Raw genomic sequence first — 25574 nt, 5'->3', positions numbered from 1 at the left:
TGGTCTTAAAGGAAAAAATTCCTCCGTGCCTACGGAATTTTGGTGTAGTACAGAAACAATATTTATTACTCAAATCATTAAAATTACTGTATTAAGTTGTTATAAAATAATTATATATTGTGAAACAAAGAGATAGTGGATTAATCAAATAGCCTTTGGTAGGTGGAGAAAAAACTGCTATTCCCTAACATCATTTTGATCCACCTACCAAAGGCTATTTGATTTTGCACTACACTTTGTTTCGCAATATTTAAGAAGTTTATAGTAATGTAGTAAACAATTTTTCCAATTCCTTAACTTCTTTTTTATTTCTATAAGAATAGTCTTCTAATTGATCTCTTCCAATTTTATTTATTTCAAAGTATTTTGCTTCTTCATTTGCAAAATATAATCCGCAGGTACTTGAAACAGGATCCATCATATAACTTTCTGTTAAATTAACTCCAATATTTCCTTCAGTGCATAAAAGCTCAAATAATTTTGCTTTTTCAGCATGGTTATTGAGGCAAGGATAGCCAAAGGCAGGACGGATTCCTCTGTAAGCCCCTTTAAGCAATTCAGGAAGAGCTAGATTTTCAGCTGGTGCATATCCAAAATAAGATTTTCTAACTTCAAGGTGGAGAAGTTCAGAAAAAGCTTCGGCTAGTCTATCGCATAATATTTTAACCATAGCAGCACCATATTCATCTCCGGTCTCTTTTAACTTTTCAGAATACTCTTTGGCACCAATACCAGAGGTTACAATAAAGCCTCCAATGTAATCTTTTATTCCGCTTTCTTTTGGAGCTATATAATCTGCAAGAGATTTAAAGTGATCATTTTTTAATACTTGCTGCTGACGAAGCATGTTAAAGGTTATGGTTTTTCCTTCATGATATACTTCAATGTCATCACCAGTTGAGTTTGCGGGGAATATCCCAAGAACTCCATTTGCATTTATTATGTTTTGGCTTTCAAATAAATCTAGCATTTCGTTAGCATCTTTAAGAAGTTTTTTTGCTTCAGTGCCGTATTTGGAATCATCTAATATTTTAGGATAAACCATGCGCATATCCCAAGCTGTAAAGAAGAAAGTCCAATCAATATATTTTCTAAGCTCTTTTAATGGAAAATTCATAAATCTTCTAATTCCAATAAAATTTGGAGTTTGAATTTTAGATTTTTGCCAATCTATGTTAAATTTATTTTTTCTTGCTTCCTCTAAAGTTACAAGTTTAGCCTTGTGCTCAGAGAAGGTTTTTCTTATATTAACATATTCTGTGTTAGTCTTAGTTATATATTTTTCACTGTTAGGACTCATGAGATTTTTTGTTACTTCTACAGCATTAGAGGCATCTGTGCTATGAATTACTTTATCATATTTAGTTGCTATTTTTAAGGCTGTATGAGTTTTTGAGGTTGCAGCACCACCCACCATAAGAGGAATATCTAATCCTTGGCGTTTCATTTCCTCGGCAACATGACTCATTTCATTTAAAGATGGAGTTATTAGTCCGCTTAAAGCTATTATATCCGCTTTTTCTCTTACAGCAGTTTCAAGTATAGTCTCGCATGGAACCATAACACCTAGGTCTATAACTTCAAAATTATTGCAGGAAAGTACTACAGAAACTATATTTTTACCTATGTCATGCACATCACCTTTTACAGTTGCAAAAACTACTTTTCCAGCACTGTTGCTGTTTCCTTTTTCAGCATTAATATATGGTAGTAAGCATTCTACAGCTTTTTTCATTACTCTAGCACTTTTAACAACTTGGGGGAGAAACATTTTTCCATCGCCAAATAATTCTCCAACCTTTTTCATTCCATTCATTAGAGGAATTTCTATAATTTCTAAGGCACTTCTATATTCTTTTCTTGCCTCTTCAATATCTTCAGCTATGAATTCTACGTTGCCTTTAACTAAAGCATAGCTTAGTCTTTCACTGCAAGTTTTAGTCCTCCAAATATCATTAGCCTTGTTTTGAGCTTGCTCCGAATTTTTGTAGGTTTCAGCAAAATCAAGAAGTTTTTCAGAGGCATCGCTGCTTTTATTTAATATTACAGCTTCAACTTTAGCTAAAAGTTCTTTGTCTATATCATCATAAAGATCAATCATTCCAGGGTTAACGATTCCCATATCCATTCCAGCATTTATTGCATGATAAAGGAAAACTGAATGCATTGCCTTTCTTATTACATTATTCCCTCTAAAGGAGAAGGATAAATTGCTAACTCCGCCGCTAACTTTTGCATAAGGCAGATTTTCTTTTATCCATTTTACAGCTTTTATATAATTTACAGCATAGTTGTCATGTTCTTCTATTCCAGTTGCAATGGCTAAAATGTTAGGGTCAAAAATAATATTTTCAGGTGGAAAGTTGATTTTTTTCGTTAATAGCTCATAAGCTCTTTTGCAAATTTCTATTTTTCGCTCAAATGTATCTGCCTGACCATTTTCATCAAAGGCCATAACTACAACTCCAGCACCAAAATTTTTAATTATTTTTGCTTCCTGTAAAAATTTCTCTTCGCCAACCTTAAGGCTTATAGAGTTTACAATAGCTTTACCTTGAATGGATTTAAGACCTGTTTCTAAAACTTCGAAATTAGAGGAATCTATCATTATTGGAACCTTTGAAATTTCGGGCTCACTAGCAATGAGCCTTAGAAATGTCTCCATTTCTACCTTTGCATCTAAAAGAGCATCGTCAAAATTTACATCTATTATTTGAGCACCATTTTCAACTTGATGCTTTGCAATAGATAAGGCTTCTTCATAATTTTTTTCTCGTATAAGTCTTGCAAATTTTGCTGAACCTGCTACATTTGTTCTTTCACCAACATTTACAAAGTTACTTCCTTCATTTATTTTTATGGCTTCGAGACCGCAGTAAGTAGTTTCTGGTTCTAATTTAGGAAGCTTTCTAGGTGATATTGTATCGATAGAACGGCTTATGGCATTAATATGTTTTGGTGTAGTTCCACAGCAGCCTCCAACTATATTGATATTTCCATCTAATGCAAGCTCTTTAACAAGTGCAGCGGTTTCTTCTGGAAGTTCTTCATATTCTCCAAGTGAATTTGGAAGTCCAGCATTTGGATAAAAGGATATGTATCTATCTTGGGTTTTTGAAAGTTGTTTTATAAATGGAACAAGCTCTTTGGCTCCAAAAGAACAGTTAAGGCCTATAGCGAGTATATTTTCATTTTTCATACTTTCAGCAAAGGCTTCCAAGGTTTGACCAGAAAGAATTCTTCCGCTTTTATCTGCTATAGTTCCAGATATTATAATAGGAAGCTTAAGAGCCTTTTTTTCAAATACACTTTCTGCAGCAAATATTGCAGCTCTTGCATTTAATTCATCAAATATAGTTTCTATAAGAAGTAAATCAACTCCGCCTTCTACAAGAGCTTCTATTTGTTCACTATATGCAAAACAAAGATCATCAAAGTTTACATTTCTAAAGCCGGGATTCTCAACATCAGGTGACATAGATAAGGTTCTGTTTGTAGGACCAATAGATCCAGCCACAAAACGAGGTTTTTTTGGATTTTGTTTAGTGAAAAAGTCGGCAGCTTCTCTTGCCAGTTTAGCGCCAGTAAGGTTAATAGCATATATTTTATTTTCCATATTATAATCTTTTTGAGATATTCTATTTGCATTAAAAGTATTAGTTTCAATAATATCGGCACCAGCTTCAAGATAATCATTATGTATAGCTTTTATTACCTCTGGATTTGTCAAATTTAAAATATCATTATTTCCTTTTTGATTTATATGGCAGTGAAGGTGTCCACAAAAGTCATTTTCATTTAGATTAAAACCTTGAATACAGGTTCCCATGGCACCGTCAAGTACGAGAATTCTTTCGTTTAATAAAGTTTTTATGTTTGAATTCATTTATTAGCCCCCTTTATATCAATGCACAATTCACGATGCACAATTCACAATGAAGGATGATTTTCTTCCGTTTCACTACAGAAAATCTTAAACTTATTTTTTATTGCTTGCTCAATAGCAGCATTTATAGTGCTAAGCGAAGCTTATAATATTTAAATTTAAGATTTGCCTGACGAAAGGAAGGCAAATCAACCTTCATTGTGCATTGTGAACTGTGAATTGTGCATTGAATTGAATAAATAAAAACTCGAGAAAAATCCCGAGTTATTGCTCTAATGATTATTCTCATCTGTCAGCGTATAAGCAAAAAAATTTCACTTGCTGCTGGAATTAGCACCATGTAATGCATACTGGTTGCTGGGTTTCAACGGGCCAGTCCCTCCACCTCTCGAGATAAGATTTTACTTATTTAAATTTGTACTAATTATATTAGTTAAATTAAAAAATGTCAATACAGTAATTTTACAATAAATACTACATATATATTTTAATAGAATAGTTTGACAATATAATATTGTAATTGGAGGTGCAGTTATGGATTTTAAGGAAATAATAAAAAATGATAGAGAAGGTTCTAATAAAGTTAAGTTTGAAGGAACTTTTCTTGACTATCTTAATTTAGTAAAAGAAAATCCTGATATATGTAAATTAGCACACAAAAGAGTATATGACATGATAAAAAATAAAGGCTTTGAGATTTTAAAGCCAGATGAAAACCCAAGAATACGAAAAATATACGGAAGCGATCCAATTAAAAGATACAATTTTTTTAAAGATGATTTTTTTGGTATAGATAAGGTAATTATGAAACTTGTAAATTACTTTAATTCTTCATCAATGAAAGGTGAGGAAGCAAGGCAGGTACTTTATTTGGTTGGACCAGTTGGAGCAGGTAAATCCTCATTAGTTGAAGCTATAAAAAAAGCATTAGAGCTTTCAGAGCCAGTGTACAGCTTAAAGGGATGTCCAATGAGAGAAGAACCACTTCATTTAATACCTAAACATTTAAGAAAGAAGTTTGAAGATTTACTTGGTATAGAAATTGAAGGGGATTTGTGTCCAGTTTGTAGATATAGGCTTATGCATGAATACAATGGAGAATATGAGAAATTCCATGTAACTACAAGTGGATTTTCCATTAGATCAAGAAAAGGTATAGGGGTTGTACCACCTGTAGATCCTAACAATCAAGATACATCAATTTTAACTGGTTCCATAGATATATCAAAAATGGATTTATATGCAGAGGATGACCCTAGGATTTTTTCCTTAAATGGTGCTTTTAATGTAGGAAATAGAGGAATGGTTGAATTTATAGAAGTGTTTAAAAATGATGTTGAATATCTCCACACAATAATAACTGCTACGCAAGAAAAATCAATTCCTTCACCTGGAAAGGGGTCAATGATATATTTTGATGGACTTATAATAGCGCATTCAAATGAAGCAGAGTGGAATAAGTTTAAGGCTGATCACACAAATGAAGCTATACTAGATAGAATTGTAAAAATTGAAGTGCCATATTGTCTTGAATTAAATGAAGAAATAAAAATCTATGACAAAATACTTAAAAAGAGTAATTTTACGGCACATATAGCACCTCATAGCTTAGATGTAGCAGCATTATTTGCTATACTTTCAAGACTTAAACCGTCCTCAAAGGTTGATTTAATAACAAAATTAAAAATATACAATGGTGAAGATATAGTAGAAAATGGAACAACAAAAAAAGTTGATATAACCGAGCTTAGGGAAGAAGCAGGACCAATGGAAGGAATGAATGGCATTTCAACAAGATTTATAGTTAAAGCGATTGATAATGCACTTTCTAATTCTGAATTTGATTGCATAAATCCTTTAAGCATAATGGAAAGTATTATAAAATCCATTAAAGATCTTGATATTTCTGAAGAGGATAGGAAAAAGTATCTTGGATTTGTCCAAAATATTATAAGAAAAGAGTACAATAAAGTTTTGGAAAAGGAAATAACAAAGGCATTTATACAAAGCTATAGAGAACAGGCAGAAACTTTGTTTAACAACTATTTGGATAATGCAGAAGCCTTTGTAAACAAAACTAAAATTAAAGATAAATCAACTGGTGAAGAACTTAATCCAGATGAAAAGTTTATGCGTTCAATTGAAGAACAAATTGGAATTTCAGAAAGTTCTGCAAAGGGTTTTAGAACAGATGTAACCTCATATATGTTCTATGTTGTAAGAAATGGCGGACAAATAGCTTATGATGCCTATGAACCATTAAAAGAGGCTATAGAGAAAAAGCTTACGGCTTCAGTAAAGGATCTATCAAGAATAATTACAAAATCTAGAGTAAGGGATAAGGAGCAGAGCGAAAAGTACAATTCTATGGTAGAAGAAATGAAGAGAAATGGATATTGCGAATATTGTTGCGATGTAATCTTAAAATATGCAGCTAATAATTTGTGGAAGGATTGATACTATGGCTATATTTAGGGATTATGGTGTTAATCCGATAGAGCATGATAGAACTATAGGTGATAGAAAAAGGCACAAAGACTTAGTTGAAAAGGCAATTAAAGAAAATTTGGCAGATATAATATCTGAAGAAAGCATAATAGGAGAAGGAAATAATAGAAAAATTAAAATTCCAATAAGAGGTTTAAAGGAGTATGAATTTATATATGGTAAAAATACTCCAGGAGTAGGCAGCGGTGATGGAAATGAAAAAAAAGGAGATAGTTTAGGTTCTGAAAAGGTAAAAAAGGGGCAAGGCAATAAAGGGGCTGGCAATGAAGAGGGTGACGACATATATGAGACAGAAATTACAATTGAAGATGTGATGAGTTACTTGATAGACGATCTCAATCTGCCCAATCTAGATAAGAAAAAATTTTCTGAAATAATTACAGAAAAGTCAAAGAGGATGGTAGGCTATCAGAAATATGGAATAAGACCTAGATTGGCTAAAAAAAAGACAGTTGTAGAAAAATTAAAAAGAGAACAAGGTAAAAAAAGGGCAATTAGGGAGGCTAATTTAACTGAAGATGAGGAGAAAGATAATGATAGATTTCCTTTTAGAGATGAGGATTTAAGATATCACAAGATTAAGGAAAAGCCAAGAAAAGAGTGTAATGCAGCAATAATGTGTATTATGGATTGCTCGGGCTCTATGGATGCAACTAAAAAGTATCTTGCCCGCTCCTTCTTTTTTATATTGTCAAGATTTATAAGGCTTAAATATGTCAATGTTGAAATAGCATTTATATCTCATTCTACAGTAGCACATGAGGTTAATGAAAATGAATTTTTTCATAAGGTAGAATCTGGAGGAACCTATATATCAAGTGGAATTAATAAAGCCCTCGATATAATAGAAAAAAGATACAATCCTTCATTTTGGAATCTGTATGGCTTTTATGTAAGTGATGGTGATAATTTTACAGAAGACGATGAAAGAGCCTTAAAAGCAGCTAAACAGCTATGTGATGTATGCAATATGGTTGGGTATGCTGAAATTTTACCTTATACTTATGCAGGGACAATGAAGTACAAGTTTGATGCAAATATAAAAAACTCCAATTTTGTTAGTGTAAATATTAAAAATAAAGAAGGTTTATGGCCAGCATTAAAATCAATGTTAATCAAGGATTTAAAGGAGGGAGAACAATAGAAGATTATAATTTAAAGGATTTAAAGCAGTGGAATGAAAGAATAGAAGAAAAAGCAAAAGAAGTAAAGCTTAATTATTATGAGCAGGAATATGAAATTGTAAGTTATAATGATATGCTTGCATATGAAACCTATACAGGCATGCCATCAAGGTATCCTCATTGGAGTTTTGGTAAGGCATATGAAAAGCAAAAAACATTATATAATTATGATCTCGTTGGACTTCCCTATGAAATGGTTATAAATTCAAATCCGTGTCTTGCTTATTTAATGAAGGAGAATACACTAACACTTCAAATTCTTACAATGGCACATGTATATGGACATAATGACTTTTTTAAGAATAACAGACTATTTGTAGAAGGAACTGATGCTGGCAATACTATTCAAATGTTTAAAAATGATGCAGATATAATAAGAGCTTATATAAAAAATCCTTCTATAGGCAACCAAAAAGTTGATCACATACTTGATGCTGCTCATGCAATAAGGTATCAAACTTCAAGGGTAATAGGCATGAAGAGGCTATCAGAAGATGAAGTAAGGAGAAAGATAATAGAAGATTTCAATAAAGAATATTCATATTCAAATCCGTATGAAGAAAGTAAAAAGCCAGTTCAGCCAAATTTAAATAAAATTCCCCTTGAACCAGAAGAGGATTTAGTGCATTTTATTGAAAGGTATGCTCCACTTGAAGAATGGGAGAAAAATATAATAGAGATTGTTAGGAGAGAAACTTCTTATTTTATCCCTCAAATTGAAACAAAGATAATGAATGAAGGCTGGGCAAGCTTTTGGCATTACACTATATTAAATGAGTTGAAATTGCCGGAGGGGCTTCATTTAGAATTTATAAAGAGGCATAACGATGTTATTGCACCTTTGTTTGGTTCTTTGAATCCATATTATCTTGGGTTTATGCTTTTGAAGGATATTGAAAGGAGATATGGAAGAGATAAAATATTTGAGGTTAGAAAACTTGAAAGAGATGAATCATTCATAAGAAGATATCTTACAAGAGATTTATGTGAGGAACTTAATTTGTTTAAGTATTCAAATAAAAATGGAGAATATATAATAGATGATGTTTCAGATGAAAATGGCTGGATGAATGTGAGAAATGCTATATGTAATTCATGTGGAATGAATAATATACCACTAATAAGAGTTATAGATATGTCCCAAAAGGATAATAGCTTAACCTTGGAGCACGTGTTTGATGGAAGAGAATTAAATATTAATTATGCTGAATCCACTTTAAAATATATTGTGGATTTATGGAAGAATAAAGTTACACTTATAACTAAGGTAAATGGAAAACAATATAAGATTTCTTGTGATGAAACAAAGAGAATTTATGAAGAATAGGTGACATAATAATATTTGGTGACATTAAATATTATTATGTCACCTGAACTGGAATTAAGGAAAAAATTCCTCCGTGCCTACGGAATTTTGGTGTAGTGCAAAAAAATAGTTTTTAAATTGTTATAATTACTGTTTTAAATTAAAAAATTATACGTTAAATAATTATTAGTATTCCTAATTTAAATTAATAAATTTTTAAATAGGTAAATTTTATAAAATATATGTATTTCAATAAATTAGATGATATAATTGATATGAAGAATTTGTTAAATATTAATTTTTTTGTAGGTCTAAACCGATTCACAGTATTTGATAGGTTTATTAGTGCGGTAGGTAGCAAAAATAAGTAATATTTAAATTCATAAAGTAGGAGTGATTCGGTTATGGTTGGGATAGTGCTTGTATCTCACAGTCAAAAGCTTGCTGTAGATTTAAAAGAGCTGGCGAATGAAATGGCTTCAAGGTGCAAGGTAGCTGCAGCTGGTGGCACAGATGATGGAAGGTTTGGAACTGATGTAAAAAAGATTGTTGACGGTATAAATGATGTATATTCTAAAGATGGTGTACTGATATTATTTGATATGGGAAGCGCATACACAAGTGCTCAAATGGCAGTTGATTTTATGGATGAAGACAAAATGCGCAATATAGAAATAGTAGATACAGCATTTGCTGAAGGGACATTAACGGCTGCGGTAGAAGCTAGCATTGGGAAAAGTAAAGATGAAATAGTGAATTCATTGAAAACTATGGCACTAAATAAGATTCCATAAAAAACCTATAAGAAATTTTTGAGTATGAGAGGTTATAAAAAACAATTATATATATGAGATTTTTCAATTGCTGAAAGAACAATTTTCTAATCAAAATTGTTCTTTTTTGTGTGCTAATAAAGATAAACCGCTTGAAACTTCAAAATTAATTTGTATCAAAATGCCATCTTCTAGGCATTTTGATGCAAATTGATTTTGGTAGTTGAAGTGGTTTGTCTATAAAGATAAACCGCTTGAAACTTCAAAATGATTTGCAAATTAAAAATATTAATATATAGATTGAGAATATTAATGTTAAAATTAAAAATATTAATGTTAATATTAAAAATAATAAATAATTTTTAAAATATACTTGAAAATATTAAACAAGGGTGATATATTATATTCATAGGAAGGGAGTGGTAAATTGGCTTACAAAATTTTGAATAAGTGTCCGGTTTGCAATGGAAAACTTTATATAACAAGATTAGAGTGCAGCAAATGTAATACAGTAATTGAAAATAAATTTGAATCCTCAACTAAATTTGAATATCTTACAAATGAACAGTTAAATTTTGTTGGAGCTTTTTTGAAAAATAGAGGGAATATAAAAGATGTTGAAAAAGAACTTGGAATATCCTATCCAACTGTTAGAGCAAAGCTTGATGATGTTTTAACTGCTCTTGGATATAATGTTTCAGCACCTACTTCAAATGTAGATAAAAAGAAAGTTATAGATATGCTTGATAAGGGAGAGATAACTCCTGATGAAGCAATTAAAATGTTAAATGAATAGGTTATTTTTAAAAGAATGTTGATATGAGCTTATGACATTAATGGACTCTAAGAATTGCTCGTTTATAATTTGCTACCCATTTAGATGCATCGTCCTGATGCCTAAATGGCTTTGACCGTCCTAGTCAAAATTACGCAAATTATAAACGAGCAATCCTAAGAGTCCATAAAAGCCAACACATCACATCAACATTCTTTTAAAAATAGCCAAACAGACTAAAGGAAGCTATTTCTTAAATAAGTGTGAAAATCAACACTTATTTAAGAAATAGCAAATGAATAAATGGAGGGTTTTATTATGAATGAAGAAATATCAAAAATTTTAAAAATGGTTGAAGAAGGAAAAATAACTGCGGATAAGGCACAGGAGCTTATAGAAGCTATAGGTGATAAAAAAACTGAGGGCAGCAGTGCTATTCAGCTTATTCACGATGATGATATTATGAATAAAATGCTTAAAATAAAGGTTAATTCACATGAGGGAGATATAGTTAATGTCAATTTGCCAATTAAATTTATAAAAACTATGCTTAAAACTGTTGGTAAAATTCCTATGGATACCTACGTTAAAGGAATGGAAAATGTTGATTTGAACCTTATAGCAGATGCTATTGACAACGGAATTTCAGGAAAAATAATAGATGTTAATAGTGCTGATGGAGATATAGTAGAAGTAACAATTGAATAGGAGAGAGATTTATATTATGCGAATATATATTAAAGCAGAGGGAAGAAAGTTTTTTATCCCATGTCCATTTTGTATTTTAAATTTCGGAATATCAATTGTAAATGCGCCGTTTGTGCAAAGATATATACCTGAGAAGGATAAAAAATATGTTAATATGATTGATTGGAGATTATTAAAAAAGGGATTTAATGATTTGAAAGAATATAGAGGGCTAAAAATTGTAGATGTGAAAGCAAAGGATGGAACAGAAGTTACAATAACAATTTAAAGGAGTTTAGTAATGAAGGATAAGAGAAATTTTATATTATACTTGACGGGGAGATTTATATCATTTATAGGAACTGGGGTGCAGCAAATAGCACTCCCACTTTTTATTCTTGATTTGACGCATTCTGGTGCACTTATGGGAGTATTTTCGGCTCTTAATTTAGTACCAAATCTTATAACTTCGCCTTTTGCAGGTATACTTGGAGATCGAAAAGATAGAAGAAAAATAATGGTTGTATCTGATTTTGGAAGAGGTATTTTGGTATGTATACTTGGGTTTCTAGCTTTTGGTGGAAAGCTTAATATTTATATTCTATTTGGAGCTCAAATTTTAATATCCATTATGGACAGCATATTTGGTTCAGCTTCAAGCGCCATTATAGGAGAATTACTTGGAGAGGATGAACTTATGAGGGCAATGTCTGCAAGAGGTGGTCTTGATGCATTTTCTATGATAATAGGACCGGCACTTGGTGGTGTTATTTACGGCTTCTTCGGAATAAAAGTAGTGTTTTTCATAAATGGTGCTTCATTTATCTTATCAGGGATAATGTCTGCTTTCATGATATATGTTTGTAAAAATCATAATAATGAAAAATTAACAATAAAGGCATTTTTTTATGATAATAAAGAGGTATTAACTTTTATAAAAAGTAATAAAGGGTTAATGCAACTATTTACTTTTGCAATGTTATCTAATTTGCTTATAGCACCTTTTATAGATATAGTTATGCCATATGTAATTAAAAAAGCCATAGGCTTTAGTTCACAGCAGTATGGTTATTTGATGGCTACATTTACTATTGGTGTTTTAATAGGAAATGTGGGTTTGGGTATATTTGCTAAAAGGATTAAAACAAAGGCTACACTTAATGCAGGGTTGTTTATAGAAGCACTAATATTTCTTGGCTTATCCATATCCGTTTTTCCAAGTGGAGTTAAATTTTTCGGTGGGCCTTCCTGGTTGTTCTTTGCAGTACTTGCTATAATATTTTTATCCATAGGAACTGCTAATGCTTGTGTTAATACACCCATAGGAACAAACCTTCAAAAAATGGTATCTAATGATATGCGCTCAAGATTTTTTTCACTTCTAGGAATATTCTCACAAGGTGCTGTTCCATTAGGTTCAATGGTATACGGTGTCCTTCTTGATAAATTCCACTATTATTATATCTTGCTTATAGTTGTAATATTAAATATAATAGTTACTGCAATATTTGTAGCAAAAGCTGTTGATGAAGTATATGAACCCAAAATGGATGAGGCAATAGAACTTCAAGATGCTAAATAAAAGCATACTTTGTAGTTGAGCCAATTTCACTATAGACATAAAAATGGAGTAATAGTTTTTAGAGTACTAAAGACTATCACTCCATTTTTATGTTTAAATCTGAGCAAAAGTTGTATTTTTTTATAATGTTATACATTTTGTTGCATATAATGTAATTTAATAATTATAGAATATATTTTAACAAATAACCCAAAAATATATTGAAATCCTATTGACAATATGATACATTTAAATAGGAAATATTATAAAAGTGTTAAAATAAATTAAATAATAATAATAAAATAATAAAAAATGTGAGTTGTGTTGTATAACATACAAATAGCTTTGCAAATAATTATTAAGAGTAAGAGGGGATTAATTATGAAAAAAATTTATGCATTAGGAATCATAATTATGCTAATGGTTACTTCTACTTTATATGGGTGTAGTGGTAAGAACGCATCACAATCAAACTATTTAAATGCAGCTATGACAAAAGATCCAGGTACAGTTGATGTACAGAAGACAACAGATGATTATGGTATACCACTTAATATATTTGATAGATTAGTTGAGACCGTAACTGAGAATGGAAAAGCAAAACAAGTTTCAGGACTTGCAAAAAGCTGGAATATTTCCGAGAATGGTCTTGTATACACCTTTTATTTAAGAAAAAATGTTAAATTTCAAAATGGTGAGAAACTTACAGCGGATGATGTAGTTTATACCTTTGATAGAATGCTTGATCCAAAAACAAAAGCATTAAATACAGATTTTCTAGATATGATACAAGGTGCTGAAGATAGAATGAATGGTAAGGCTAACTCTGTAAGTGGATTGAAGGCTATAAATTCTAGTACGGTACAAATAACTCTTAGTAAGCCATTTGCACCATTTATCGCAAATTTAGCAGCACCAGCCTGCTCTATATATAATAAGAAAGCAACTATAGCAGCTGGTGATAAGTTTGGAATAGATCCGTCAAAAACTATAGGTACAGGGGCATTTAAATTAAAATCTTGGAAGATAAACGATAATATAGTATTGGAAGCTAATAGCAATTATTATAAGGGCAAGCCAACTTTAGATGGAGTGAATTTTAAAATTGTATCTGATCCTCAGACGGAAAGGATGCTTTTTGAAACAAAAAAACTTGATATATTTGATTGTGACGATGCCCCTTCTCAAATACCATATTTTGAAAGTAGCTCAAAGTGGAAAAATCAAATTGTAACTGGAGCAAGGATTGGAACATATTACTACTGTTTAAATGAGAATATAAAGCCATTTGATAATGTTAAAGTAAGGCAGGCATTTCAACTTGCTATAGATAGAAAAACGTTACTTGATAAATTATATAATGGAAAGGGAACAGTAGCAAATGGAATACTTCCAGAAGGACTTATTGGATATAATAGTGAGCTTCCTCAAATAAAATATGATCAAGAAAAGGCTAAACAACTTTTAAAAGAAGCAGGATATCCAAATGGATTTGATATGCAGATTGCACAAATTAGTGATAGTGATGATACCTTAAAGGTAAATGAAGTTGTTCAGTCTATGCTTAGCAATGTTGGAATTAGAGCTAAAATAAATCAAATGGACTCAGCTACTTATTATGCAACGCGTAAACAAGGAAAGCTTGCAGCTTATGAGGGAAATTGGTCAGCGGATTATAATGATCCGGATAATTTTATATACACTTTCTTTTCATCAAGTAATACACTAGCTAGATCATTCAATTATAGTAATAAAAATATTTTTGACAAATTAGAAGATGCTAGAGCTATGACAAATCAATCAGATAGAATGAAAGAATATCAAGATATTGAAAAAACAATTGTAGATAATGATGCAGCATGGGTTCCACTATTTTCATTACAGCATTTGTTTGTAGTGCAACCTAAAGTTAAAAATTTTAAGGTATCTTGGAATGGGTGGAGCAATATGCAGTATAATGGCATAACTCTTCAGTCAAAGTAAGTAATATCTAGAGTAGGTGAAATTATGAAAAAATATATATTAAAAAAAGTTTTGGTGTCAATTCCAATAATCTTGGGAATGTCATTAATTACATTTTTGCTTCTAAATGTAGTACCAGGAGATCCGGTGACATTAATGATGCGTGAACATATTAGTCCGGATGTAGTTGCTAGGGTGCGTTCTCAAATGCATTTGAATGATCCTGTATATATTAGGTTTTTTAGGTTTATAGCTGATGCCCTTCAAGGAAATTTAGGAATATCATATAAACTTAACAGGCCAGTAAGTGAATTGCTTTATGAAGCGTTCCCAAATACACTTATATTGGCTATTTCAGCTGCAATAGTTTCTTGGATCATTGGAATACCAGCAGGTATACTATCTGCAGTTAAAAAGTATTCATTTGTAGATAACTTTTTTATGGGATTTTCACTTTTAGGTGTTTCTATGCCAGTATTTTGGAGTGGACTCATATTTCAATACATTTTTTCGCTAAAACTTGGAGTTTTGCCTGTTTCTGGTTTTGATGGGCCTGAATATATAATTATGCCTGCTATAGTATTAGGATGGAGTTCAGCAGGAACTATAGCAAGATTAGTAAGATCTAATTTACTTGAAATAATGCAAAATGACTATATACGAACTGCTAGAGCAAAGGGATTATTAGAGATTAAGGTAGTAGTTAATCATGCTTTGAAAAATTCGCTTTTACCAGTAGTTACAGTTATGGCACTTCAGGTTGCTGGACTTTTATCGGGAGCGGTAATAACAGAAAGTGTATTTGGTGTACCTGGGATTGGACGTATTGCTGTAAATGCTATTCAAAATAGGGATATGCCATTATTACAAGGTTCTGTATTACTTACAACCTTTCTTGTTATTATCGGTAATATGGTTGCAGACATTTTATATTCTTATTTAGATCCACGTATAAAGTACAATTAAAGGTGGGATGAGAAAGTATGATGATAACTAAAAAAAATTTTTTAAAACTTAAACCTACAGAAGCGAGTGAAGAGCTTATCACTGATAGCTTTTTTGGTGATTTTATAAGGTGCTTTTATAAAAATAAAATGGCGGTTATAAGTATGTGTGTTATTTTTGTAATAGCATTTATATCAATATGTGCTCCCTTTTTTGCTCCATACAATCCCTATAAGGTAAATATGAGTTTACAATTTCAAAACCCAAGTTTAAAACACTGGATAGGAACAGATATGTATGGAAGAGATGTTTTATCAAGATTAATTTATGGTTCTAGAATTTCTCTTTTAATTGGCATTGTACCGACTGTAATATCAATGGCAATAGGAATTGTTGTAGGCACAATTTCAGGGTATTATGGTGGAAAAATTGACTTTTTTTTAATGGCAATTTCAGATATGGTACTTGCTTTCCCATCTTTGCTTTTGGCAATGGTAGTAATGTACACTCTCGGTGGAAGTCTTCTTAACATATTTATTGCCCTTAGTGTAATAGGATGGGCTCAGTCGGCAAGGGTTGTTAGATCCCAAACAATGGCACTTAAAAACAGAGAATTTATAGAGGCAGCTAAAGCTATAGGGGTTAACAATATTACCATAATGCTTAGACATATATTGCCTAATTGCATTCCTCAGCTCATAGTACTTTTTACATTGAACATTCCATCTTCTATTTTGTCTGAAGCTAGCTTAAGTTTTTTGGGCGTTGGTGCACAGCCTCCAGCTGCAAGTTGGGGACTTATGGTTTCAAATGGCAAGGAATATATTTTTAATGCACCATGGGTTACTATTTCTCCAGGAATTGCAATATTAATTGTTGTTTTAGCATTTAATTTTCTTGGAGATGGATTTAGAGATGCTTTAGATCCATATCTTAAGCAATAAGAGTACAGGAGGCATTAAGTTATGGAAGAGACTAGTAAAAAAGTATTAGAGGTAAATAATTTAAGTACACATTTTTTCACAAAAAAAGGAGAAGTATTTGCCGTAGATAATGTATCTATTTCAGTAGATAAAGGGGAGATTGTTGGGATAGTTGGTGAATCAGGTTCGGGTAAAAGTATAACTTCTCTTTCAATAATGCAGCTGTTGCCGGATTATGGGAAAATTATAAACGGCACAATTATGTTGGAGGGCAAAAACTTACTAGAATATAACAATAAGCAAATGAGCCTTGTTAGGGGTAAAGATATATCTATGATATTTCAGGAACCTATGACTAGTCTTAATCCTGTATATACAGTGGGAAAGCAAGTCAAGGAAGCATTGCTTATTCATAATAATATAAAAAATCAAGAGGCAAAGGAAGAAGTATTAAAAATATTTAATATGGTAGGGATAGGAGATGCTGAAAAACGATATAATTCATATCCACATCAGCTTTCAGGTGGACTTCGCCAAAGAGTAATGATTGCAATGGCACTTATATGTAAACCTAAATTGCTTATTGCGGATGAGCCAACAACAGCACTTGATGTAACAATTGAGGCACAAATTTTAAGGTTGTTAGCTAATTTAAGGGATGAGACAGGTACATCTATCATAATGATTACGCATAACTTAGGTGTAGTTGCAGAGGTGTGTGATTATGTTTATGTAATGTATGCAGGGAAAATTGTAGAGCAGTCTGATGTGTTCGAACTATATGACAATCCAAAGCATCCATATACCAAAGGCCTTTTAAAGGCTATGCCAGGTAGAAATGAATGTAGTAATAGACTTTATAGTATTAAAGGAATGGTGCCTAATATGGCGTATCCACCATTAGGCTGTAGGTTTAATCAGAGATGTAGTGAAGTAATGGAAATTTGTAAGAAAGAGGAACCTCCTTTGATAAAAATAAATGACAAGTGTAGTGTTAGCTGCTGGAAGTATAAAGGTGGGGTGAGATGAATATATGAGTACAATTTTAGTGAAGACTGAAAATGTAAAGAAGCATTTTAAGGTAGAAAACGGAATATTTAGTGATAAGAAAAAAGTTGTTCATGCCGTTGATGGAGTAAATATGGAAATAATTACGGGAGAAACATTAGCTTTAGTTGGTGAGTCAGGATGTGGTAAAAGTACCCTTGGCAGGCTTATTATTAGGCTAATGGAACCAACTTCTGGAAGTGTATATTTTGAAGGTCAAGATATATCAAAGTTAAATGGAAGTAGCATAAGAAAAAAGAGGAGAGAGATGCAAATTGTATTTCAAGATCCGTATGCTTCGCTAAATCCAAGAATGAACGTAAAAGATATAATTAGTGAACCATTACTAACTCACAAAATAGTTGGTAAAAAGGATATAGAGGGTAAAGTTGCAGAACTTATGGAGATGGTTGGAATTAGAAAAGATTATATGATGAGATATCCACATATGTTTAGTGGGGGCCAAAGACAAAGAATAGGAATAGCAAGGGCAGTAGCACTTGATCCTAAATTTGTAGTTTGCGATGAAGCGGTTTCTGCATTAGATGTATCTGTTCAGGCACAGATAATCAATTTGCTTCAGGATTTACAAGAAGAGAAAAAGCTCACTTATCTTTTTATATCACATGATTTAAATGTTGTAAAACATATAGCAAATAGAGTATGCGTCATGTTTCTTGGAAAAATAGTTGAGGTTGGTAAAAAAGAAGATATATTTAAGCAGCCACTTCATCCATACACTAGATTTCTCATGGAATCTTCACCTATTATGAATCCTCATCTCAGGGATAAAGAAAAATTAATTCTTAAAGGAGAAATGCCAAGTCCTATAGATTTGCCAAGAGGATGTAGATTTAGCACAAGGTGTCCGTTTTGCAAGGAAAGGTGTAAGGAAAGTGAACCAGAATTATTAAGCAAGGATGGAAGGGAAGTAGCTTGTCACTTTCCTTTAGACGCTTAAAAAATGGCTATGTTTTAAATAAGTGTTTTATCTTTATTTAAAACATAGCCAAAAAATTAAATGGGGGCTTGAAAATGATTTTTAATGCACATGATGATGTATGGACAAATATTACTAGGAAAAGGCAAATGGGCCGCAAAGATATTTTAAGAAATTATCACTGCCAAGAATATAAAAAGGCTTCTGCTGGTGGTGGTATATTTGTAATATGGCAAGACAGAGTGGATAAAAAAGACCCTAAAAAAAGGGCAATTGAAATAATAAAAAACATGTCAATAGAGGTTGCGGAAACTAAGGATTTGATACAAATAATTAGAAGGAAAGATGATTTTAATAAGGCACGGGAAGAAGGAAAGCTTGCAGTAGTTATTGGAGTTGAAGGGTTAAGTTTTATTGATAATGATTTAGAGCTAATTCCTGTCTTGTATATGCTAGGGGTAAGACATTGTACGTTAACCTGGAATGAGGAAAATGCATTAGCAGCGGGTATAAATGGTAGTCCTAAAATGGGGCTTAGTAAATTAGGAGAAGAGTGTATTCATTACATGGAAAAAATAGGAATGGTATTAGATGTTTCTCATATAAATGAAAAGAGCTTTTGGGATATATGCGAAATAGTTAAAAAGCCTATTATAGCATCTCATTCAAACTGCAGAAAACTTTGTGATGTCACAAGAAATCTTTATGATGATCAATTAAAAGCAATAGCAAATACAGATGGAGTTGTTGGTTTAAATGCATATAGTGAATTTGTAGATATGGATGAAAAAAATAGAACAATTGATAGGTTATGTGATCACATTGACCATATGGTTGAAGTTATGGGAATAGATCATGTTGGTCTTGGCTTTGACTTTTTTAATTATTTTGAGGAAGAGAATGTGGAAGAATTTAAGAGTGATAATACACCTCCAATAGAAAATTTTGAAGACATAACTAAAGCTCAAAATTTGATTAACTGCCTTGTTAAAAGGGGATATAGTAGAGAGGACATTGAGAAAATAGAACATAAAAATTTTATAAGAGTTATAAGGAAATGTTTATAAGGCATATTAAAAAAATAATAAGTCTAAATTGAGAGATAGTTTTGTGTAATACAAGGAACTATAACACGTTAATACTGGTTGTCTTAACGTGTTATGGTGACGAAGTATTACACAAAACTAGCCGAAAGTTGGACTTGTTATTTCCTTTAATATGCCTAAGATAGGAGATAGGTATGCAAAGCTTTGATGAACTTTATAGTAATAATAATTGTGAGCAATTAGTAATTATAGTTCCAGAAAAAAACGATAGTTCGGAAGCTAAAATTGCTTGTTATGAAAGAAAAAATACTGAGTGGATTCAAGTTTTTGACAAGATGGATGGTAAAATAGGTAAAAATGGAGTCACAGAAAATAAAGTTGAAGGAGATATGAAAACTCCAATAGGAGTATATTCCTTCGGCACATTTTTTGGAAGTGGTGAGAATTTAGGCTTCAAGTTTCATTATAGAAAGGTAGATGGAAATCAATTTTGGGTAGATGATGTAGAATCTAAGTACTATAATACCTGGCAAGATGGGACCAATAAAAAAGCTTGGAAGTCGGCTGAAAATTTGTTGCATCCAGCTTACAAGTATGCGGCGGTTATTAATTATAATTCTAAATGCATTAAAGGTAAGGGAAGCGCAATATTTTTTCATAAGATTAACAATGGAGCAACAGCAGGATGCATTGCAGCTAAGGAAGATGAACTTATAAAAATTTTAAGATGGCTAAACCCTAATAAACATCCATTAATAAAGATATACCGTTGTGAAACTTAAAATTCATTTGTACCAAAATGCCATATCCTGGGCATTTTAGTGCACATGAATTTTAATAGTTGAGCAGGTATATATAAATATATACCATTGTGAATTTTAATAGTTGAACCGGTATATCTATAAATGAAATATAATAGTAATATTATTTAAGGTATTGTAACTTTTGTATTTTTATGGTATTCTGATGTAATATATATTTTTATTCGGTGAGGTGAAATACCATGAAACAGGAAGAGGCTGTTAAAAAAGTTTATGCTAAAATTATAAAAGACAAGCTAGTAAAGGCAGTATTTTTAAAGGGTTCAATTGCACGAGGGGAGTGTGATGAGTATTCTGATGTTGATTTTTACTGTATGGTAGAGGAAGATAAAAAGGGAGAGTTTTTAAGTAAAAGGATAGAGTATTTAGAGGCGTATAAAACAATAATCTATTATACAAATGAAGATTTTGTGGGGCCACAAATTGTAGCGGTTTTTGAGGACGGACTTCATTTTGATTTATATACTGTTACACGGGAAAGTCTTCATTGTACAGATGAGGTAAAAGTACTTTATGATCCAGAGGGGTTATTGAAGAATTATAAAAATGAGAAGTTTTTATTAAGTAATGAAGAAATAGCAAAATATTTTGACGAAGCAACTTTTATGCTTTTGGAATTTGAAGCAGCTTATATGAGAAATGATTTAGTATGGGCTTCAAGGCTTGGAAGCCATATTAGTGGTTATTTGTCTGTAATACTAAGATATATTTATGATAAAGATAATGCGCAGCTCGGCTTAAAAAGATTATATAAAAAAATGGATAGCAGTATGTATGAAAAATATAAAAAGGCTATGGATTTAATAGGACCATCGTATTTACCTGATGGGGTAATTTTATTATGTGAAATAGCAGAAGAAGTTTTAGAAAAGCTGCCAGAAGAAATTTCGGGGAAAATAAACAAGAAGTTTTTCTATTTTATGTTTAGAAATATAAAATTATTGCGAAGTAAGAGCATTTTGGAACATTAAATAGCAGCAATAAATCTAAGAGGAATATTTTTAAAATCCTAAGAACTTTCAATAACTCACTAACGTTCAGACAAATTGAAAGTTCTAAGTACACAGACTAGGGGCTTGGGCTTTGACCATGTAGGTTCATTAGCCCAAGCTTATTAATTTTTTTTGAAACATTTAATAATTTTGTGTACTACTAAAAGATTGGTTATTCCTCTAAGATTTATAAGCTGTTATTTAAATCGTTCTAAAACGCTCTTACTTTGCAATTACAGTTGGTTAAGGAAAGAACACATACCAGAGGCTTGAGCGTAAGCCCATTAAAATTATTGAACCTATATCATTAATTTCTAATGCTCCATTTCAAAGACATAAATTAATCAAAAATATTAGTGTGCCTACGGAATTTTGGTGTATTACAGAAACAATATTTATTATTGAAATCATTAAAATTACAGTAGTAAGTTGTTAGAAACTAATTATATATTGTGAAACAAATAGATAGTGGATTTTGCACTACACTTTGGTTTGCAATATTTAAAATCATACTCAAGTAGATATACAACTTGGAACATTGAAATTGCAAATACTAAGTTTATTCTGACAAATTACAATTTAACACAGAGTACAGAGTACAACGAAGGATGATTTTTTTATTGCTGCGCAATAGAACCATCATGGTGCTCAGCGAAGCTGACAACATTAAGTTTAAGATTTACCTAAGCAAAGCGAAAGGTAAATTATCATTCACTGTACTCTGTACTCTGTCATCCGTACTCTGCTTTTCAAATTGCTTATCTATAAATGAAACGGCTCTTTTGTAATTCTAAATTCAATGAATTTAAAGCATAGCTATTTAAAAAAGAATAATCATCACGAAAAACAATAATAAATTAACATATAGGAAATTATTGAAATGTATAATAATTATTATGATAAAAATATTGGATTATTTTTGATAGATTGTTGACATGGACTTTTGTAAAAAGTATAATGATTTTATAAATCTACAATATGGAACTGTAATACCGAAAATCGGAATAATGAACTTTGCTTATTAAAAAAATAGAGGTGGATTTGGATGTATAGTATTGATTTAAATAGTGATTTGGGTGAAAGTTTTGGTGTATACAAAATTGGTGGAGATGAAGAAATATTAAAGTATGTTACATCTGTCAATATAGCTTGTGGATTTCACGCAGGTGATCCAGCTGTAATGCATAGAACGGTTGAAGTAGCACTTTTAAATAAAGTTGCAATTGGAGCACATCCTGGACTTCAAGATTTAATTGGTTTTGGGAGAAGAAACATGGCAATTACACCAAAAGAAGCGTATGACATAATGGTATATCAAATAGGTGCTTTGTACGGTTTTGTTAAAGCAGAGGGTGGAAAAATGCATCATGTAAAACCACATGGTGCTTTATATAACATGGCCGCAAAAGATGAAAAGTTAGCGGAGGCGGTTGCAGAAGCGGTGTACAAGGTTAATCCTGAAATGATTTTATATGGGCTTTCAGGAAGTGAAATAATAAAAGCTGGAGAAAAAATTGGAATTAAAACTGCAAGTGAAGTATTTGCAGATAGAACCTATCAAATTGATGGAACTCTTACCCCAAGAAATCAAAAAGATGCGCTAATAACTAATAAAGATGAAGCAGTTATTAGAACTTGCAATATGATAAAAAATAAAAAAGTTATGTGTCAGCAGGGGAGAGAAATAGATATAAAAGCTGATACGGTATGTATTCATGGAGATAATCAAAATGCTATTGTATTTGCGGGTAAAATAACTGAACAGTTTAAAGAAGAGGGAATTACAATTAAGGCATTTTAAAATATGGCTATGTTTTAAAAGAAAGTTGATATGAGCTTATGACATTAATGGACTCTAAGAATTGCTCGTTTATAATTTGCTACCCATTTAGATGCATCGTCCTGATGCCTAAATGGCTTTGACCGTCCTAGTCAAAATTACGCAAATTATAAACGAGCAATCCTAAGAGTCCATAAACGCCAACACATCACATCAACATTCTTTTAAAAATAGCTAAACTTACTAAAGGAAGCTATGTTTTAAATAAGTGTTAAAATCAACACTTATTTAAAACATAGCCTAAAATATAAATAAAAAGAGGGCTTTTAAAATGGAAGAATTAAAAAATGATGACGGTAAAGAAAGGTCAGTAATAAAGGCAAATTGGAGTTTGCTTTTAGGAGCAGCATTTTTAATGGCTACTTCTGCAATTGGACCTGGCTTTTTAACACAAACTACAGTGTTTACTCAAAGCTTGGGGGCTAGCTTTGGGTTTGTAATTTTATTATCAATATTCCTTGATATAGGTGCACAGCTCAATGTTTGGAGAATAATATGTGTTTCAGGAAAAAGGGGACAAGAAATTGCAAATATGGTTTTACCGGGACTTGGCTATTTGGTTTCTTTTTTGATTGTATTTGGAGGAATTGCATTTAACATAGGTAACATTGCAGGAGCAGGACTTGGAATGAATGTACTTTTTGGAATATCAACAAAAACTGGTGCTGTAATTAGTGCGATTATTGCTGTTTCCATATTTTTATATAAAGAAGCAGGGAAAGCAATGGACCTGTTTGCAAAAATATTTGGTGGGATTATGGTGATTTTAACTATATATGTTGCATTTTCATCAAATCCGCCTGTAGGTCAGGCTGTAATAAAAACCTTTATTCCTAGCAAAATAAATATACTTGCTATAGTTACTTTGGTTGGTGGCTCAGTTGGTGGATATATTACGTTTTCTGGGGGACATCGTCTTGTTGATGCAGGTTTAAAAGGAAAAGATTCAATAAAAGAAGCTACTAAAAGTTCAATTTCCGGTATTTTAGTTACGTCAATTATGCGTATAGTATTGTTTTTAGCTGCACTTGGTATTGTGGCAAAGGGTCTAAAATTAGATGCAGCAAATCCAGCGGCAGCAGTATTTAAATTGTCAGTTGGAAATGTTGGATACAAAATTTTTGGAATTGTAATGTGGTCAGCTGCAACGACTTCAGTAATTGGAGCTGCATACACATCGGTATCTTTTCTTAAATCTTTTAGTACAAAAGTAGATAAGTATTATAAATGGATTATCATAGGATTTATTGTTTTTTCAACTTTAATATTTGTATTAGTAGGGCAACCAGTAAAAGTACTATTGATTGCAGGAGCATTAAATGGTCTTATTTTACCAATATCATTAGGAGCTATTCTTGTAGGAGCACATAATAAAAAAGTTGTAGGAGAATATAAACATCCTAAGTGGATGACGGCTTTTGGTGGTGTAGTTGTTTTAATTATGGCATGTTTAGGAGTATATACTTTAGTAAATCAATTACCTTCACTTTTTAAATAACAGACTATGTTTTAAATAAGTGTAAAAATCAACACTTATTTAAAACATAGCCCAATAATATTATAGAAAAAGGAGATTTTAATAATGGATTATGCAAATATGAGTGCAAAGGAAATTAGAGAGCTTATTAGGAAAAATGAATGTATAAAGCCTACGGCAGGAATGGCTAGAGGCTTTACACAAGCCAATTTGGTTGTACTAAATAAAAAACTTGCTTTTGATTTCTTGCTATTTTGTCAGAGGAACCCAAAACCATGTCCAGTGCTTGATGTTACAGAACCGGGTTCAGCAGTACCAGAAATTGTAGCTAAAGGTGCTGATTTAAGAACTGATATACCTAAATATAGAATATATAAATATGGTGAACTTGTAGAGGAAACGCTTGATATTAAAAAATATTGGAATGATGAGATGGTTGGATTTTTACTTGGATGCAGCTTTACTTTTGAATTTCCATTAATAAGCAATGGAATTCCAGTTCGACATATAGAGGAAAAATGCAATGTACCAATGTATAAAACAAACATTCAATGTATAAAAGCGGGTAAGTTTCAGGGGCCAATGGTAGTCAGTATGAGACCTATGCCAGAAAAAGATATAGTTAGAGCTGTTCAAGTTACTTCACGTTTTCCATCAGTTCATGGAGCACCTGTTCAAATTGGAAACCCAGAACACATAGGAATTAAGGATATAAATAAGCCTGATTTTGGGGACAGCGTAACTATAAAAGAAGGTGAAGTTCCAGTATTTTGGGCATGTGGTGTAACACCTCAAGCTGTAGCAATGGAGGTTAAACCAGAAATTATGATTACACATGCACCTGGACATATGTTTATAACTGATATAAGAGAAGAACAATTTGGGGTTTTATAGGAGTGAA

The 25574-nt window shown here is 31.7% G+C and carries 20 protein-coding genes and 1 riboswitch; of the genes, 19 read left to right on the top strand and 1 reads right to left on the bottom strand.

The window, feature by feature from the left end:
- Positions 1 to 259 precede the first annotated feature (259 nt).
- Entirely contained in the window at positions 260 to 3886 is a 3627-nt protein-coding gene (gene metH / locus CUEA01_RS16210; RefSeq protein ID WP_234122727.1) for a methionine synthase, read from the bottom strand.
- A 282-nt stretch (positions 3887 to 4168) separates the two neighbouring features.
- Positions 4169 to 4286, bottom strand: a riboswitch (SAM riboswitch).
- A gap of 134 nt (positions 4287 to 4420) precedes the next feature.
- Between metH and CUEA01_RS16205 the strand changes: the two genes are divergently transcribed.
- The 19 genes from CUEA01_RS16205 to CUEA01_RS16115 all read left to right on the top strand — a co-directional run bounded on the left by CUEA01_RS16205 (position 4421) and on the right by CUEA01_RS16115 (position 25567).
- Complete coding sequence (locus tag CUEA01_RS16205; RefSeq protein WP_234122726.1) at positions 4421 to 6343, top strand: PrkA family serine protein kinase; 1923 nt, start codon at positions 4421 to 4423, stop codon at positions 6341 to 6343.
- A 4-nt stretch (positions 6344 to 6347) separates the two neighbouring features.
- Positions 6348 to 7538, top strand: a complete 1191-nt coding sequence (gene yhbH, locus CUEA01_RS16200; RefSeq protein ID WP_234122725.1) for a sporulation protein YhbH — start codon at positions 6348 to 6350, stop codon at positions 7536 to 7538.
- Entirely contained in the window at positions 7484 to 8905 is a 1422-nt protein-coding gene (locus CUEA01_RS16195; protein WP_234122724.1) for a SpoVR family protein, read from the top strand. The genes yhbH and CUEA01_RS16195 overlap by 55 nt, the downstream gene beginning before the upstream one ends.
- Positions 8906 to 9288: 383 nt before the next feature.
- Positions 9289 to 9678 (top strand): dihydroxyacetone kinase phosphoryl donor subunit DhaM, encoded by a 390-nt coding sequence (gene dhaM, locus CUEA01_RS16190; RefSeq protein ID WP_234122723.1) that lies wholly within the window; start codon positions 9289 to 9291, stop codon positions 9676 to 9678.
- Between the two features lie 406 nt (positions 9679 to 10084).
- Entirely contained in the window at positions 10085 to 10453 is a 369-nt protein-coding gene (locus CUEA01_RS16185; RefSeq protein WP_234122722.1) for a DUF2089 domain-containing protein, read from the top strand.
- Positions 10454 to 10750: 297 nt separating this feature from the next.
- A complete protein-coding gene (locus tag CUEA01_RS16180; RefSeq protein WP_234122721.1) occupies positions 10751 to 11140 on the top strand; it encodes an SHOCT-like domain-containing protein in 390 nt (129 codons plus the stop codon).
- A gap of 16 nt (positions 11141 to 11156) precedes the next feature.
- Positions 11157 to 11408, top strand: a complete 252-nt coding sequence (locus CUEA01_RS16175; RefSeq protein ID WP_234122720.1) for a hypothetical protein — start codon at positions 11157 to 11159, stop codon at positions 11406 to 11408.
- A 12-nt stretch (positions 11409 to 11420) separates the two neighbouring features.
- Entirely contained in the window at positions 11421 to 12701 is a 1281-nt protein-coding gene (locus CUEA01_RS16170; RefSeq protein ID WP_234122719.1) for an MFS transporter, read from the top strand.
- Between the two features lie 360 nt (positions 12702 to 13061).
- Entirely contained in the window at positions 13062 to 14663 is a 1602-nt protein-coding gene (locus tag CUEA01_RS16165; RefSeq protein WP_234122718.1) for an ABC transporter substrate-binding protein, read from the top strand.
- A gap of 24 nt (positions 14664 to 14687) precedes the next feature.
- Complete coding sequence (locus CUEA01_RS16160) at positions 14688 to 15608, top strand: ABC transporter permease (RefSeq protein ID WP_234122717.1); 921 nt, start codon at positions 14688 to 14690, stop codon at positions 15606 to 15608.
- A gap of 17 nt (positions 15609 to 15625) precedes the next feature.
- Entirely contained in the window at positions 15626 to 16531 is a 906-nt protein-coding gene (locus CUEA01_RS16155; protein ID WP_234122716.1) for an ABC transporter permease, read from the top strand.
- A gap of 21 nt (positions 16532 to 16552) precedes the next feature.
- Entirely contained in the window at positions 16553 to 17539 is a 987-nt protein-coding gene (locus CUEA01_RS16150) for an ABC transporter ATP-binding protein (RefSeq protein WP_234122715.1), read from the top strand.
- Between the two features lie 4 nt (positions 17540 to 17543).
- Positions 17544 to 18518: an ABC transporter ATP-binding protein gene (locus CUEA01_RS16145; protein ID WP_234122714.1), complete on the top strand. Its 975-nt coding sequence runs from the start codon at positions 17544 to 17546 to the stop codon at positions 18516 to 18518.
- A 74-nt stretch (positions 18519 to 18592) separates the two neighbouring features.
- On the top strand, positions 18593 to 19564 hold the full coding sequence (locus CUEA01_RS16140; RefSeq protein WP_234122713.1) for a dipeptidase: 972 nt from the start codon (positions 18593 to 18595) through the stop codon (positions 19562 to 19564).
- 173 nt (positions 19565 to 19737) lie between these two features.
- Entirely contained in the window at positions 19738 to 20325 is a 588-nt protein-coding gene (locus CUEA01_RS16135; RefSeq protein WP_234122711.1) for a L,D-transpeptidase family protein, read from the top strand.
- A 221-nt stretch (positions 20326 to 20546) separates the two neighbouring features.
- The gene (locus CUEA01_RS16130) at positions 20547 to 21335 is read left to right on the top strand and encodes a nucleotidyltransferase domain-containing protein (RefSeq protein WP_234122709.1); all 789 of its coding nucleotides are present in this window, start codon (positions 20547 to 20549) and stop codon (positions 21333 to 21335) included.
- A 1066-nt stretch (positions 21336 to 22401) separates the two neighbouring features.
- Entirely contained in the window at positions 22402 to 23157 is a 756-nt protein-coding gene (locus tag CUEA01_RS16125; RefSeq protein ID WP_234122708.1) for a LamB/YcsF family protein, read from the top strand.
- Between the two features lie 310 nt (positions 23158 to 23467).
- On the top strand, positions 23468 to 24694 hold the full coding sequence (locus CUEA01_RS16120; protein WP_234122707.1) for an NRAMP family divalent metal transporter: 1227 nt from the start codon (positions 23468 to 23470) through the stop codon (positions 24692 to 24694).
- 84 nt (positions 24695 to 24778) lie between these two features.
- On the top strand, positions 24779 to 25567 hold the full coding sequence (locus tag CUEA01_RS16115; protein WP_234122706.1) for a putative hydro-lyase: 789 nt from the start codon (positions 24779 to 24781) through the stop codon (positions 25565 to 25567).
- Positions 25568 to 25574 lie beyond the last annotated feature (7 nt).

The organism is Clostridium hydrogenum, from assembly GCF_021432385.1.
In the GTDB taxonomy this organism is placed as follows: domain Bacteria; phylum Bacillota; class Clostridia; order Clostridiales; family Clostridiaceae; genus Clostridium_S; species Clostridium_S hydrogenum.
The sequence above is the reverse complement of the archived record's forward strand: the minus strand, read 5'-3'. Positions and strand labels throughout refer to the sequence as shown.